General features: G+C 67.3%; 14 protein-coding genes. 8 read left to right on the top strand and 6 right to left on the bottom strand.

What is annotated here, in order from left to right:
* The first annotated feature begins 176 nt into the window (after window positions 1-176).
* The 3 genes from D000_RS0103945 to D000_RS0103935 all read left to right on the top strand — a co-directional run bounded on the left by D000_RS0103945 (window position 177) and on the right by D000_RS0103935 (window position 3,221).
* The gene (locus D000_RS0103945) at window positions 177-1,349 is read left to right on the top strand and encodes a glycerate kinase (RefSeq protein WP_081616632.1); all 1,173 of its coding nucleotides are present in this window, start codon (window positions 177-179) and stop codon (window positions 1,347-1,349) included.
* Window positions 1,350-1,802: 453 nt separating this feature from the next.
* Complete coding sequence (locus D000_RS0103940) at window positions 1,803-2,543, top strand: PEP-CTERM sorting domain-containing protein (protein ID WP_018872253.1); 741 nt, start codon at window positions 1,803-1,805, stop codon at window positions 2,541-2,543.
* A 291-nt stretch (window positions 2,544-2,834) separates the two neighbouring features.
* Window positions 2,835-3,221: a hypothetical protein gene (locus D000_RS0103935; RefSeq protein WP_018872252.1), complete on the top strand. Its 387-nt coding sequence runs from the start codon at window positions 2,835-2,837 to the stop codon at window positions 3,219-3,221.
* Window positions 3,222-3,278: 57 nt separating this feature from the next.
* Here D000_RS0103935 and parE read toward each other — a convergent pair whose 3' ends face one another.
* Window positions 3,279-5,165, bottom strand: coding sequence for a DNA topoisomerase IV subunit B (gene parE, locus D000_RS0103930; protein WP_018872251.1), 1,887 nt, complete (start codon window positions 5,163-5,165; stop codon window positions 3,279-3,281).
* A gap of 323 nt (window positions 5,166-5,488) precedes the next feature.
* Between parE and trxA the strand changes: the two genes are divergently transcribed.
* Complete coding sequence (gene trxA / locus D000_RS0103925) at window positions 5,489-6,364, top strand: thioredoxin (protein ID WP_018872250.1); 876 nt, start codon at window positions 5,489-5,491, stop codon at window positions 6,362-6,364.
* 87 nt (window positions 6,365-6,451) lie between these two features.
* On the opposite strand, the gene D000_RS0103920 is transcribed toward trxA, so the two are convergent.
* The 4 genes from D000_RS0103920 to D000_RS0103905 form a co-directional block, all read right to left on the bottom strand.
* Complete coding sequence (locus D000_RS0103920) at window positions 6,452-7,165, bottom strand: DsbC family protein (protein ID WP_018872249.1); 714 nt, start codon at window positions 7,163-7,165, stop codon at window positions 6,452-6,454.
* Window positions 7,166-7,269: 104 nt separating this feature from the next.
* Window positions 7,270-8,175 carry a site-specific tyrosine recombinase XerD gene (xerD, locus tag D000_RS0103915; protein WP_018872248.1) on the bottom strand — a complete coding sequence of 302 codons (906 nt, stop codon included), beginning with the start codon at window positions 8,173-8,175 and terminating at the stop codon, window positions 7,270-7,272.
* A 14-nt stretch (window positions 8,176-8,189) separates the two neighbouring features.
* Entirely contained in the window at window positions 8,190-9,035 is an 846-nt protein-coding gene (locus tag D000_RS0103910) for a slipin family protein (protein WP_018872247.1), read from the bottom strand.
* A gap of 36 nt (window positions 9,036-9,071) precedes the next feature.
* Window positions 9,072-10,634 carry a nodulation protein NfeD gene (locus D000_RS0103905; RefSeq protein WP_018872246.1) on the bottom strand — a complete coding sequence of 521 codons (1,563 nt, stop codon included), beginning with the start codon at window positions 10,632-10,634 and terminating at the stop codon, window positions 9,072-9,074.
* Window positions 10,635-10,744: 110 nt separating this feature from the next.
* On the opposite strand from D000_RS0103905, the gene mobA reads away from it, so the two are divergent.
* The 3 genes from mobA to glp all read left to right on the top strand — a co-directional run bounded on the left by mobA (window position 10,745) and on the right by glp (window position 13,218).
* The gene (gene mobA, locus D000_RS0103900) at window positions 10,745-11,338 is read left to right on the top strand and encodes a molybdenum cofactor guanylyltransferase MobA (protein WP_038047491.1); all 594 of its coding nucleotides are present in this window, start codon (window positions 10,745-10,747) and stop codon (window positions 11,336-11,338) included.
* Window positions 11,339-11,408: 70 nt separating this feature from the next.
* Entirely contained in the window at window positions 11,409-11,945 is a 537-nt protein-coding gene (mobB, locus tag D000_RS0103895; protein ID WP_018872244.1) for a molybdopterin-guanine dinucleotide biosynthesis protein B, read from the top strand.
* Window positions 11,946-11,964: 19 nt separating this feature from the next.
* A complete protein-coding gene (gene glp / locus D000_RS0103890) occupies window positions 11,965-13,218 on the top strand; it encodes a gephyrin-like molybdotransferase Glp (protein WP_018872243.1) in 1,254 nt (417 codons plus the stop codon).
* 61 nt (window positions 13,219-13,279) lie between these two features.
* Here the strand turns inward: glp and D000_RS0103885 are convergent, their stop codons facing one another.
* Entirely contained in the window at window positions 13,280-13,633 is a 354-nt protein-coding gene (locus D000_RS0103885) for a PilZ domain-containing protein (RefSeq protein WP_018872242.1), read from the bottom strand.
* A gap of 59 nt (window positions 13,634-13,692) precedes the next feature.
* Here D000_RS0103885 and D000_RS0103880 point away from each other — a divergent pair, with 59 nt between their 5' ends.
* Window positions 13,693-14,229: an RDD family protein gene (locus D000_RS0103880; RefSeq protein WP_018872241.1), complete on the top strand. Its 537-nt coding sequence runs from the start codon at window positions 13,693-13,695 to the stop codon at window positions 14,227-14,229.
* The last annotated feature ends 78 nt before the right edge of the window (window positions 14,230-14,307 follow it).

Genomic DNA, 14,307 nt, shown 5'->3' with positions numbered 1-14,307 from the left:
GCCCGAGCGCTGGGTTCGATAAGTTGCGGGATGGATACCCGGTTTTCCGACATCCGGCGCGTTGGGCCGCGGGTGCGGGTGCTACCCACCCGCCTTTGATTGTAATGTTGCCATTGCGTCCAGGACGCTCACCAGGGGAATGCGGATGAGCATCATCTATATGCCGGGGCTGATCCGTGTCTGACCCATTCCGGGTCGTCGTCTGCCCGGACAGCTACAAGGGAAGTCTCGAGGCCGAGAACGTAGCGGCCGCCATGGCCCGGGGCGTGCACGCGGCCCGCCCGGATGCCCGGGTACGCGCTCTGCCCATGGCCGATGGTGGCGAGGGCACGGCCCGCCTGGTCAGCCACACCCTCGGCTGGGCCTGGCACCTGTCCGACGTGACCAGCCCCACCGGCACCCAGCTAAGCGCCGGCTGGGGCTTCGATCATCGCGAGCGGCGCGCGGTGATCGATGTCGCCTCCGCCTGCGGCCTGGACCGGATCCCCGACGATCGCCACGACCCCTGGCAACTCCACAGCTTCGGGGTCGGCGAGTTGATGCGGGCCGCTCTGGACGCGGGCGCCGAACACCTGCTGATCGGTCTCGGCGGCAGCGGCACGGTGGACGGCGGCGCGGGCATGCTGGCCGCACTGGGCGTACGTTTCCTCGATGCCCAAGGGCAACACCTGCCGCCCCACCCCGAGGGCCTCGCGGATCTCCAACAGGCGGACTTCGACTGGCTGGACCCGCGCCTGGCCCGCGTCGACATCACCGTCCTGAACGACGTCGACAACCCGCTGACCGGGCCGCATGGCGCGGCGGCCGTGTTCGGACCGCAAAAGGGCCTGAAGACCGCGGACATCCCGGCCATGGATGCCCACATGGAACGCCTCGCCACCGCCATCGAGGCCGCAGGACAGTTGCGTCGCTCCATCGATACCACGGGGGCCGGCGCCGCCGGCGGGCTCGGCTTCGCACTGGACTGCGTCCTCGGCGGTCGCGCCCGCATGGGGGCCGGCTACCTGGCCGAGCTGATCGGACTGGATGCCGCACTGCGGGAGGCCGACCTGGTCATCACCGGCGAGGGCCAGCTCGATGGCCAGACCGCGCACGGCAAGGTCGTCGCCGAAGTGCTGCGTCGCGCCCGCGCGCAGCAGGTGCCGGTCGTGGCGGTGGCCGGCTCCATCGCCTGCGACCCGGCCGAACTGGCCGCCCTTGGCCTGAGCGATGCCCGCGCCCTGTGCGATGGCAGCATCACCCTGGACGAGGCCCTGGCCCACCCCGCGCGCTACATCGCCGAGCGCACCCGCGCCCTGATCGAGGCCCGTCACCCGGGGGACACGTCGGACCAAATGCCATTCCACTGAACGCGCGCGGACCGATCCGGCCCATCAGCCCGCACGCCAAAACAACACGCGCAGGCCGCCGGCTTCGACGGCATGCACGACGACCCACTGGCCACCTACAGGGCCTTCCAGGGCCTTCGCCCAGGCCCTGGACGCCCCACCCCGATTCTCGAGCCATGTCGTGGAGGTGTCGTCGGGTAACCCCAGCGCTCCCGCTGAGGTGCGACAAGGGACCACTCGACACCCACTGCCCCTCGCTCGCGGCTGCAGTGTCAGGATTTTTTACACACTCCAACCAGAACCGCCCAAGCCCGACTTTTTACGACTTGAAAATCAATACCTTGTTTATATGGCCCTTGAATTGCTTGCGAATCGCCGAGCTACGATTTTTGCCCCGGGGACCCGCCCCGAACCGCATGAAGGAACATGACCCGAGACCCTCGGCCTCGGGTCATCTGTCGACAACGAAGAAACATGAACAAGAAGACGCTCGCCACCGTTCTGGGTGGTCTCGTCCTGGCAATGAATATCTCTGCCGCCCACGCCTTCGCGATCCTGCACTTCGAGGACAGAACGGCGGGCACGAGTGTGGTACCCAGTGCGCTCGACACCCTGGGATTGAGTGGCACAACCACGTTTACGAACAATAGCGCCACCTTCAACAGCCTGATCGCCAACAACCAGTACGACATGGTGATCTTCGGCGAGCAGAGTAGTTTTTCTTTCTCCAGCGTCCAGACCAGTCTTTCCGGCTATCTGGCAGGCGACGGGCTGGTGCTGGGCACCACCTGGAACACCGGCTCCGGCTTCTCCGATTTCATGGGTGCCGATAACCGCACCGGCACAAACGATGCGACCCTCGAAATCGACGGCCATCCGATCTTCCTGGATCTCCCGGACCTGATCGACCTGCAAAATCCGGGCTGGGGCGTCTGGTCCAGCGGCTGGACGGCCGGCGCGGGCGCAACCGGTCTCGGCAGCCTGGCCGGCGGCTCCGCGGCGGTCCTCGGCAACAATGGCCAGAGCCTGCTCCTGGGGCCGCTGTTCGACGCCTATGCCGACACCGGCGCGGGAGCGCAACTGGTCGTCAACTCCATCCAGTTCCTGCGCGGGGATCCCACCCCGGTCCCGGAACCTGAAGCCATCGCCCTGATGGCCATCGGTTTGCTGGCACTCGGCATCGTGATGCGCCGGCGTGGCCAGAACACCGGGTAGGCGCCACGGTTCTTGGCAGCAGGACACGCCCCCGCCTTCCGCGGGGGCTCTATAACCTCGGCCATGCGTCCGCCACCGGTTCCGGCCTGCCCGTGTGCTGGCACCCGGGTGCCGTGCGTCCGCGGCACTCAAGCACTTTCTAATTAACGCAAGGGCTTGCCGGACACCACCGCCAGCGGCACGGTGGGCGGCGAGCAGCCTGGACTGCTCGTCAGGGATGGCCCGACCGCTGCGCCCCGGCAGGGGCGGCATGCGGCCGGCAACGCAACCAGAAGATCAAGGACGAGACACATGACTGAACCCGTCAACACCGCCAGCGACAGCATCGCCACCGCCACCTCTCCGGCCCTGGATGACCGCGTCGAAAGCGCTCGCAAGACCAGCCTGCTGGTCTACATCCTGCAGGCCTCCGGTTTCTTTTTCGGCATCACGTTTATCGCGGCCGTAATCGTCAACTACATCAAGAAGGACGAGGTGCAGGGCACCTGGCTGGAATCGCACTTCCGCTGGCAGATGCGCACCTTCTGGTTTTCCGCGATGTGGACAGTGCTCGCAGCCATCCTGTTCATCGTGGTGATCGGCTATTTCATCCTGCTGGCCAACGTGGTCTGGACCCTCTACCGCGTGATCAAGGGCCTCATCCGCCTGAACGGCCAGCAGGAGATGTACACCAACTGAGCTTGAACCCCGGGGTCGGATGGCCGACCCCGGTTTCTCCCCGATTCCCCCTCCGGGTCAAACGGCGACGTCGGCCAGGTGGCCCTTGCCTTCCAGCCAGGCGCGGCGTTCGGCCGCGCGCTTCTTCCCGAGCAGCATGTCCATCAGTTGCTGGGTGTCGTCGGCGGCGTCCAGGGTGAGCTGCACCAGGCGCCGGGTGTCCGGGTTCATGGTGGTCTCGCGCAGCTGCAGCGGATTCATCTCGCCGAGACCCTTGAAGCGGGTCACGGAGACCTTGCCCTTCAGCTTCTCCGCCTCAATGCGTTCCAGCACGCCGGCCTTCTCGTCGTCGTCCAGTGCGTAAAAGGTCTGCTTGCCGACATCCACGCGATACAGCGGCGGCATCGCCACATAGACATGGCCCTGCTCCACCAGCGGCCGGAAGTGCCTCAGGAACAGCGCACACAGCAGCGTGGCGATGTGCGCGCCATCGGAGTCCGCATCCGCCAGGATGCAGACCTTGCCGTAGCGCAGCCCGTCCAGGCTGGGCTGACCCGGGTCCACGCCCATGGCCACGGAGATATCGTGGATCTCCTGCGATCCGAGCACCTGGTCGGGATCGACCTCCCAGGAATTCAGGATCTTGCCGCGCAGCGGCATGATCGCCTGGAAGTCGCGGTCGCGCGCCTGCTTGGCGGAGCCACCGGCGGAGTCGCCCTCGACCAGAAACAGCTCGGTGCGCTCCAGGTCCTGGCTGGCGCAGTCGGCCAGCTTGCCCGGCAGCGTCGGGCCCTGGGTGACCTTCTTGCGCACCACCTTGCGCCCGGCGCGGCTGCGCTTCTGCGCGTTCTGGATCGCCAGCTCGGCGATGCGCTCGCCCTGCTGCGGGTGCTGGTTCAGCCACAGGCTGAACGCGTCCTTGACCACGCCGGAGACAAACGGCGCGGCCTGGCGCGAGGACAGGCGCTCCTTGGTCTGCCCGGCAAACTGCGGGTCCTGCATCTTGAACGACAGCACGCTGGCGACCCGCTCCCAGACATCCTCCGGCGCCAGCTTGATGCCGCGCGGCAGCAGGCTGCGAAACTCGCAGAACTCGCGCACGGCGTCGGTCAAACCCGTGCGCAGGCCGTTCACATGCGTCCCGCCCTGGGTGGTCGGGATCAGGTTCACGTAGCTCTCGCTGACCACCTCGCCGCCCTCCGGCAACCAGGTCACCGCCCAGTCCACTGCCTCGGTGGCGCCGGCCATCGAGCCCATGAACGGCTCCTCCGGCAGGCGCTCCAGGCCATCCAGCGCCTCCACCAGGTAGTCGCGCAGGCCCGCCTGGTAGCACCACTCGCAGGCCTCGCCGGTGGTCTCGTCGCGGAAGGTGACGGTCAGGCCCGGGCACAGCACGGCCTTGGCGCGCAGGATGTGCTTGAGTCGGGGGACCGAGAACTTCGCGGAGTCGAAGTACTGCGGGTCCGGCCAGAAGTGCAGTGTGGTGCCGGTGTTGCGCTTGCCGACCTCCCCCACCGCTTCCAGGTCCTGTGTCTTGTGACCGCCGGCGAAGGCCATGCGGTACTCGCGGCCGTCGCGCTTGATCTGTACCTCGAGCTGCTGCGACAGGGCATTGACCACCGAGACCCCCACTCCATGCAGGCCGCCGGAGAACTGGTAGTTCTTGCCCGAGAACTTCCCGCCCGCGTGCAGGGTGGACAGGATCACCTCGACCCCCGGGCGATTCTCGCGCGGGTGCAGGTCTACCGGCATGCCGCGGCCGTCATCGGCAACGGATACCGAGTCGTCCTTGTGCAGGATCACATCGATGCGCTTCGCGTAGCCGCTGATCGCCTCGTCCACCGAGTTGTCGATCACCTCCTGCGCGAGGTGATTCGGGCGGGTGGTGTCGGTATACATACCCGGGCGCTTGCGCACCGGGTCCAGCCCCTCGAGGACCTCGATATCGGATGCGGAATAGCTCACACAAACCCCTTTATTGATTATGCCCCCCAGCCAAGCTCGGTCGGCTCGACAGACACCGCCAGGCCAAGGGGCAAAACGACGAAGCAGACCCGGGCGCGGATATCGGCACTGGGTTGCCGGCGTTCGAGGCGCCCGGGGAGATTGCTTCGTCGGCTACGCCTCCTCGCAATGACGGGGGCAACCGTATTTGCGGCCAGCGCGGTCGCGCAGTGGCCTGTGCGCAGCGTACCAAAGCCTGCGGGGAAAAGGCTGCTTGCATTCCCGGGGACGATCCCAACAATGCACAGCAGATTCCGTACTCAAGCCCCGCAGGAGGTTTCCCCATGACCGAAGCCGCGAGCGCAACCGGCGACGACATCCTCGACGTCACCGAGGAGAGCTTCCAGCAAACGGTGCTGGACGAGTCCCACCGGCGCCCCGTCGTGGTCGACTTCTGGGCCGCCTGGTGCGGCCCCTGCCAGCAGCTGATGCCGCTGCTGCAGCAACTGGCCGCGCAGTACGCGGGCAAGTTCCGCCTGGCCAAGGTCAACAGCGACGAGCAGCAGGCCCTGGCCCAGCAATACGGCGTACGCAGTCTGCCCACCGTGATGGTGTTCCGCCACGGCAAGCCGGTGGACCAGTTCATGGGCGTGCAGCCGGAGCCGAACATCCGCGCGATGATTGACCGCTACCTGGAAAAGCCCTCGGACAGGATCATCGAACAGGCGCGGGAACAGGCCAAAACCGGCGACGTGGACGGCGCCCTGGCCGCGCTTGGGACCGCGCTGGAGGAAGACCCCGACAATGGCGACCTGCGCATCGAGCTGGCCCGCGCGCTGGCCCAGTCCGGCGATGCAGACGCCGCCGAGGCGGAACTGAACAGACTGCCGATGGACCAGCACGAGCAGGAGGCGGTAAAGGAACTTCGGGCGCGACTGGTATTCGCCAAAACCGCCGCGGGCATCGATCCGCAGGCCATCGCGCGGGAGCTGCAGCAGGACAACCCGCGCCCCGAGGCACTGGAACAGATGGCCGCCTACGCGATGCTCTCGGGCCGCGCCGAGGAGGCCCTGGGCCTGTACCTGCAACTCATGAAGCAGCACCGCGCCTACAACGACGGCGCCGGCCAGAAAGGCCTGCTGGCCGCGTTCAAGGTGCTGGGCGATGACCATCCGCTGGTCGGACAGTACCGCCGCCAGATGGCGTCGCTGCTGTACTGAATCACCGCCGGCGAACCGCGTTGGGCTCGACCGAGGCGCGGCCCTGCCACAACCGCGCCGCCGGTGGCGGCGCGGCCCGCGGCGCGATCAGTCGCCGCCGAGGATGCGGTCGATCACTACCTGCGGCTCCTGATAGCCGGACATCTGCTGCCCGCTGTCGGTGATCAGTGCCGGGGTGCCACGCAGCCCCAGCTGCTGCCCCATCACCATGTGCTCATCCTGCGGGGTAGCGCAGCTGCCATCGATGTCATCCAGCTTGTCACCGGCCTTCGCTCGGTCCATCGCATCCTCGCGATCATCGGCGCACCAGATACGGTCCATGATCTGCGGGGAATCCCGCCCGAGGACCGGGAACATCAGGTAGCGCACCTTGATGCCGGCCGCCAGGTATTCCGGGAGGTCCTGGTGGATATCCCGGCAAAACGGGCAGTTCGGATCGGTGAAGATGTTCAGCACGCCACGGGTGTCCCCGTTCGGCGCGTAGGTCACGAGTTCACTGTCTTCGAGCGCCGCGAACATGTCCGCGCGCACCCCGCTCAGGGCCGACTGGGTCAGATTCTCGCGGGTCTCGAGGTCGATCAGGGTGCCCTGCATCAGGTAGCGGCCATCCCCGGAGACGTAGAAGATATCGGTCCCGTAGCGCACCGCGTAGATGCCGTCGACCGGGGTGGACTGGATGCTGTCGATCTCCGCATCCGGGATCACCCGGGACATGTACTCCTCGATGGCGTCGGTGGCCATGAGCGGGGTGCTGAATACGGCCAGGGCCGCGGCGAGGGGAAGAGTGCGTTTCAGGAACATGGATTCTCTCGTATCGATACAAAAAACCGCGCCAGTCTAGCAGCCCCGAGACGGGGTGCCCGCCGAGACTGGCATGACGGGGTCGGCAGAACGTTCAATAGACGTCAGCCGCGGGGATGATGTTCCGCATGCAGGCTTTGCAGGCGGGCACGCGCAACGTGGGTATAGATTTGAGTGGTCGACAGGCTGGAGTGGCCCAGCAGCATCTGCACCACGCGCAGATCCGCCCCGTGGTCGAGCAGATGGGTCGCGAACGCATGGCGCAGGGTATGTGGCGACAGCGGCGCCTCGATGCCGGCCGCCCGCGCATAGTGCTTGATGCGATACCAGAAGGCCTGGCGCGTCAGGCCCCGGCCACGCCGGGTCACGAACACGGTATCCACCGGCGGATGGCCGGCCATCAGCTCGCCCCGCGCCTCGCGCAGATAGCGGGCCAGCCAGTGCACGGCCTCCTCCCCCAACGGCACCAGGCGTTCCTTGTCGCCCTTGCCGGTCACCCGCACCACGCCCTGGCGGGTGTTCACCTCGGACTGTTCCAGACCCACCAGCTCGGACACACGCAGGCCGGTCGCGTACATCAGCTCCAGCATCGCGCGGTCGCGCAGGCCGACCGCGGTATCCAGTTCCGGGGCCGCCAGCAGGGCGTCGACCTGGCCCTCGGACAGGCTGTCCGGCAGCGGGCGCCCGGCGCGCGGGGACTCGATCCCGGCGCTGGGGTCATCCTCGCGCTCGCCCTGGTGCACCAGATAGCGGTAGAACCGCCGCACGCTGGACAGGGCACGCGTAATCGACTTCGGCCGCGCCCCCGCCTGCATGCGCGCGCTGACAAACCCCAGCAGATCGGCACCACTGGCCGCCTCCAGCTCGACCCCGCGCCCGTGCAGCCAGCGCGCCAGGGCCTCGAGATCGCGGCGATAGGCCGCCAGGGTGTGATCCGACAGGCCCTCGACCGCCCAGAGCTCGTCGAGGAAGCGGTCGAGGGTGTCGGACTGGACCGCCGCTGCGGTCACGGCCCGCGCGCGGCCTACGGGTTACCTCCCGGATTGCCCGGGTCGCCGGGATTGCCGAGACCGCCCAGCGGATTGCCCGGCGCCTCGGGGTTCTCCGCGCGGAACTTGCCGGCCAGGTTCTCGAACACCTTGGTCAGTTCCAGCGGCAGCGGGAAGAAGATCGAGTTGGCGTTGCCATTGGTCGACATGTCGGACATCGTCTGCAGGTAACGCAGCTGCAGCGCGGCCGGGCTCGCCTCCATCTGCTGCGCGGCCTGCACCAGCTTCTCGGCTGCCTGCAGCTCGCCCTCGGCGTGGATGACCTTGGCCCGACGTTCGCGCTCGGCCTCCGCCTGGCGCGCGATCGCGCGGATCATCGAGTCGTCCAGGTCGACATGCTTGATCTCGACGTTGGTGACCTTGATGCCCCAGGCATCGGTCTGCGAGTCGAGGATCTCCTGAATGTCGTTGTTCAGCTTGTCGCGCTCGGAGAGCATCTCGTCCAGATCATGCTTGCCGAGCACGGAGCGCAGCGTGGTCTGCGCAAGCTGGCTGGTCGCGGCGTAGTAGTCCTCGACCTGGATCACCGACTTGGCGGAATCCACCACGCGGAAGTACAGCACCGCATTCACCCGAACCGTCACGTTATCCTGCGAGATCACGTCCTGGCTGGGCACGTCGAGCGTGATGATGCGCAGGTCGATCCGCACCATTTGCTGAATGCCCGGAATCACAATGATCAGGCCCGGGCCCTTCACCGACTGGAAGCGGCCGAGGAAGAAGATGACGCCGCGCTCGTACTCGCGCAGCACCTTGATCGACATCACGATGATGGCGACCAGGATGACTAGCGGGACGACAAAGAAACCGAGATCGTTCATGTCCTGCTCCTTCTGGGTTGAGGGTGCCTCGGCCGGTTAACCGGCCGAGGCAGTGCTCGGGGTGTCTTCTTCGGTCACGGGTTCGACTCGAAGCTTGAGTCCTTCGATCGCGGTCACCCGCACCTTCTGTCCTTCGCGGATCGGTGCCGAGGTCTCCGCGTTCCACTGTTCGCTGTGGACCCAGACTCGACCGCTGCGATCGAAGTCCTCGCGCGCCTCGCCGATCATGCCGATCATCTCTTCATGGCCGGTGGCGGGCTTCTTGCCGCGCAGGCTGAACAGCCGGCCCAGCACCCAGACCGACAGGATGCCGATGGCGATGGCGGTGCCAATCACCAGCGGGATTGCCACATTCAGCTGCGGGTCGTCCCACAGGATGATGGAGCCAACGGTAAAGGCCACGATTCCTCCTATGCCCAGCGCCCCGAAACTGGGCACGAAGGCCTCTGCAACCATGAAAATCATGCCCAGCAGCATCAGCGCCAGGCCCGCGTAATTCACCGGCATCACCTGCAGCGCGAAGAATGCCAGGATCAGCGCGATCGAACCGATCACGCCGGGGTAGATCGCACCCGGGTTGGCCAGCTCGAAGATGATGCCGTAGATCCCGATCAGCATCAGGATATAGGCGATATTCGGATTGGTGATCAGCGACAGCAACTGGGTTCGCCAGTCGGGGGCCATGCGCACGATCTCCAGACCTTCGGTGGACAGCGTGCGCTCGCCGTCGTGCATGCGCACGGTATGGCCGTCGATCTGTGCCAGCAGGTCGTCGAGGTTGTCCGCGACGAAGTCGATCACGTTCTGTTCCAGGGCCGCCCGCGCGGTCAGGTTGGAGCCCTCGCGCACCGTCTCCTCGGCCCAGTCGGCATTGCGGTCGTAGCGCTCGGCCAGTCCGCGGATGTAGGACACCGCGTCCTCGAGGATCTTGCGCTCCATCGCATCGCCGCCCCGGCGCGGAGTGGCCGCACCCTCGTCCAGCAGCTCTTCCTCGGTGGCCGGCGCGACCTCGTCGTTGTTCCCGTTCCCGTTCCCGTTCCCGTTCCCGTTCCCGTTCCCGTTCCCGTTCCCGTTCCCGTTGCCGTTGCCGTTGCCGTTGCCGTTGCCGTTGCCATTCGCCGAGTCTGCGGCCTCTTCTTCCTCCTCTTCCGGCGGATCCATGCCCGGCAGCCCGCCCCCGCCCATCTGCACCGGCGTGGCGGAACCGAGGTTGGTGGCCGGGGTCATCGCGGCCACATGCGAGCCGTAGAGGATATAGGTCCCGGCGCTGGCCGCGCGGGCACCCGAGGGATGCACATAGGTGACCACCGGGACATCCGACTGCAGGATGTTGCGGATGATACTGCGCATGCTGGAATCCAGCCCGCCGGGGGTGTCCAGCATCAGGACCATGATCTCGGCGTCCTCGGCCTCCGCGCGTTCGATGCCGCGACGGATGTAATCGCCGATGGCCGGGCCGATGGCATCGTCCACAGTCAGCACCAGCGCGTGCCGTTGCCCGGTTTCCGCCAGCGTGGACGCCGTCAGCGAGCCAGCCCCCAGCAGCAGGAACGCCAGCCAGATTACGGTTCGCCAGAGGCGCATGCCGCCTCGCTTCATGGGCTTCTTCTCCCGTCGGTCCCGTTTCGTCGTACACTCCGCGACGGCCAGGCCGTCGCGCACTCATGCCCTGAACCATAGGCCATTGCGGCCCCTAACCCCCAGATACGATGCCTCCAATACCCGGTTCCAACACCCCGCATCCGCCCCTCGGCCTGGTCCTGGCCGGTGGACAGGGTCGGCGCATGGGCGGGCGCAACAAGGGCTGGGTGGAATACCAGGGCCGCCCACTGGTGGAACGGGTGATCGAACGCCTGCGGCCGCAAGTGGACTCCATCGTAATCAGTGCCAACACCGATATCGACCGCTATCAGGCGCTGGGGTTTCCCTGTCTGCCGGATACGCGCCCGGACTACCCGGGGCCGCTGGCCGGGATTGCCGCGGCATGGGCCCACTACCCCGGGCACACCCTGCTCAGTGTCCCGGTGGATGCCCCGTACCTGCCGGTCGACCTGGCCAAACGGCTGGGCCAGGCACTGGCGGCCGGTGCCACCCCGGCCGTGATCGCTCACGACGGCGAACGCCTGCAACCGCTGTTCGCCCTGTTAAGACCCGAACTGGCCGCGCGCCTGGAGGCGGACCTTGCGGGTGGCTCACTCGCGGTCGGGCGCTGGTTTCGCGACATCGGCGCCACGGTGGTCGACTTCTCCGACCAGCCCGGCGCCTTCGTCAATCTCAATACCCCAGAGGACCTCACGGGCTGACTTGCCCGCCCCCCTCCCGATACGGGCGGTTATCGCTATACTCGAGCGCGCACAACGCAAGCAGGTAGCCATGAACCCGAACCCGACCAACCTCCCGCGCATCGGCTTTGCCGCCTGGAGCGGCAGCGGCAAGACCACCCTGCTCAAGGCGGTGATCCCCGCCCTGCGCGCTCGTGGTCAGCGCCCGGCCGTAATCAAGCATGCCCATCACGCCTTCGACGTGGACACCCCCGGCAAGGACAGCTACGAGCTGCGTCACGCCGGCGCGGATCAGATGCTGGTCGCCTCCTCCCGCCGCTATGCGCTGATGGTCGAGACCCCGGAGACCGACGATGGCCGCGTACCGGACCTGGACATGCTCTGCTCGCGCCTGGACCCGGAACGCGCGGACCTGATCCTGGTCGAGGGCTTCAAGCAGGCCGACCTGCCGAAGATCGAGGTCCACCGTCCCTCTGTCGGCAAGCCCCCGCTCTACCCGGAGATCCCCGGCGTGATCGCGGTCGCGACCGATGCCACCGAGCTGGACTTTGACGGCCCCCTGCTGCCAGTCAACGACCCCGATGCGGTCGCCCGCTTCATCATCGACTACTTCAACCTGAACCCCTGACCCGGAGACGCCGAGCGCCATGTCCGTGCCCAGCTGCGACGAATTCGACCCCAACGCCCTGACCCTGGAACAGGCACGCGCGGCCATCCTGCAGGCCTGTGATGCACTGACCGAATCCGAGACGTTGGCACTGGAATCGGCCCTGGGGCGCACCCTGGCCGAGCCGGTCGCCGCCCGCATCGACGTCCCGCCGGCCGCCGTCTCCGCGATGGATGGCTACGCCCTGCGCGCCGACGATGCCGTCGCGGGCCGCGAGCTGATGCTGGCCGGGACCTCGGCCGCTGGACACCCCTGGGACGGCACCGTGGAGCCAGGCCAGTGCGTACGCATCCTGACCGGCGCCGTGGTTCCAGACGGGGCCGACGTGGTGATCATGCAGGAGCAGGTCGAGCGCGTCAGCGAGACCGGGGTTCGCCTGAACAACGGCGGCCTGGCGCCCGGGCACAACATCCGCGGCCCGGGCAGCGACACGGCCAGCGGCACCGCGCTGTTCGCCCAGGGGCAGGTCATCGGCGCCGCCGAGATCGGCGTACTGGCCAGCCAGGGGATTGCCGAGCTGCGCGTGCTGCGCAGGCCGCGCGTCGCATTCTTCTCCACCGGCGACGAACTGGTGCCGCTGGGGCAGACGCCGGGCCCGGGCCAGATCCACGACTCCAACCGCCACACGCTCCGCGCGCTGCTGGCGGCCTACCCGGTCGAGGCGCTGGACTACGGCGTGATCCGCGATACCGAGGCCGCGGTGCGCGAGGCGCTGCAGCGCGCCGGGCAGGAGGCGGACCTGATCATCACTACCGGCGGGGTCTCGGTCGGTGATGCCGACCACGTGACTCGCGTGCTGCAGGCCGCGGGTCAGGTCGGCTTCTGGAAGATCGCGATCAAGCCCGGCCGCCCGCTGGCCTTCGGGCGTTTCGGCAACGCCCATTTCCTGGGCCTGCCCGGCAACCCGGTCGCGGTGATGACGACCTTCGCCCTGCTGGTCCGGCCGGCCCTGCTGCAGCTGGCCGGCCGCGCGGCACCCGAACCGCAAACGCTCAATGCACGTCTGCTGGAGGACCTGCACAAGACCCCCGGACGCAAGGACTTTCAGCGCGCCTGCCTGGAGACCGATGAACGCGGCTGGGTGGTACGGGCAGCCGGCGGGCAGAGCTCGCACCAGTTGCGCGCGATGGCCGAGGCCAACGCCTATGTGGTGCTGCCGCGGGAATCCTCCGGGGCCCGAGCGGGCGACTGGGTCGAGGTCCTGCCGTTTCGGGAAATCTTCCCGGCCTGCTGAGACGCGCACCGGGGCCAAAGACATAGGCCCAGAACCACAGGCCCAGAACCACAGACCCGGATCAGCGGGCCTGGATCAATGCGGCGAACTCGCGCTCCAGCAAGTCCTCGTCGCCGAGGTTGAGCTCTACCAGACGGCGCAGATGGGAGGCGGAGTCCAGCGGCATGGCCTCGATCTCCACGCCCAGCCACAGGCCCTCGTGCCAGCGCACCCGACCCTCGAAGGTGATGCGGGCCTCGTCACTGAGGGGGATGTCCACACAGACCTCGTCGCCGTCGTTCAGCGCCGGCAGGTCCGCCGCCTCCAGCAGCACCCCCTTGAGGGAGATATCCTCCACCCGGACGCCACAACCGCCGCCATCGGTCAGCAGGGAAGCCCGGAATTCGAGGGGGATACGTTGAAAGCGTCGCTCCATGCAGCAAGACTACGCCCTCCCCGCATGTGCGGCCAAGTCCAGAATCCCCCGGGAACCCCATGTCCGAATCCGCATCCTCCGTCGACGGTCAGCCCTCCAGCCTGCTGCGCCGCCTGGCCGCCATCGTCTACGACACCCTGTTGCTGCTGGCGATCTGGATGGTCCTGGGGCTGCTGGTCGTCATCCTCGGCAACACCACCGGGCTGTATTCACCGCGGGCGCACTTCGTGCTCAACCTGGTGGTGGCCTGGGGCTTCTTCTACTGGTTCTGGACCCGTACCGGCCAGACCCTCGGCATGCAGGCCTGGAACATCCAGCTGCGCACCGAGGGCGGCCAGGCGATCAATGCCTGGCAGGCAACCCTGCGCTACCTGGTCGCGGTCGCCCAGTGGCTGGTCATCCTGATGGCCATCTGGGCGGTGCGCGAATACGGCGCGGCCGCCATCATCGTCGTGACCGCCGCCGCGTTGTTCGCCCTCGCCCTGTCGCAGTTCCACCCGCGCCGCTGGATGCTGCACGACTGGCTCACCGGCACCGAACTGGTGCGCATCCCCGGCCTCGCCAAACCCCGCTGGAAACAGAACCGCAAGACCTGAAGCCCCCTCACCGCTTGCTCTAACCGTGAAGAAGGACAAGGGCGGTTTACAGGAAGTCTGGAAGACAGGAAGGATTTT

It is taken from the genome of Thioalkalivibrio sp. ALJ16 (assembly GCF_000377345.1).
GTDB lineage: Bacteria > Pseudomonadota > Gammaproteobacteria > Ectothiorhodospirales > Ectothiorhodospiraceae > Thioalkalivibrio.
The sequence above is the reverse complement of the archived record's forward strand: the minus strand, read 5'-3'. Positions and strand labels throughout refer to the sequence as shown.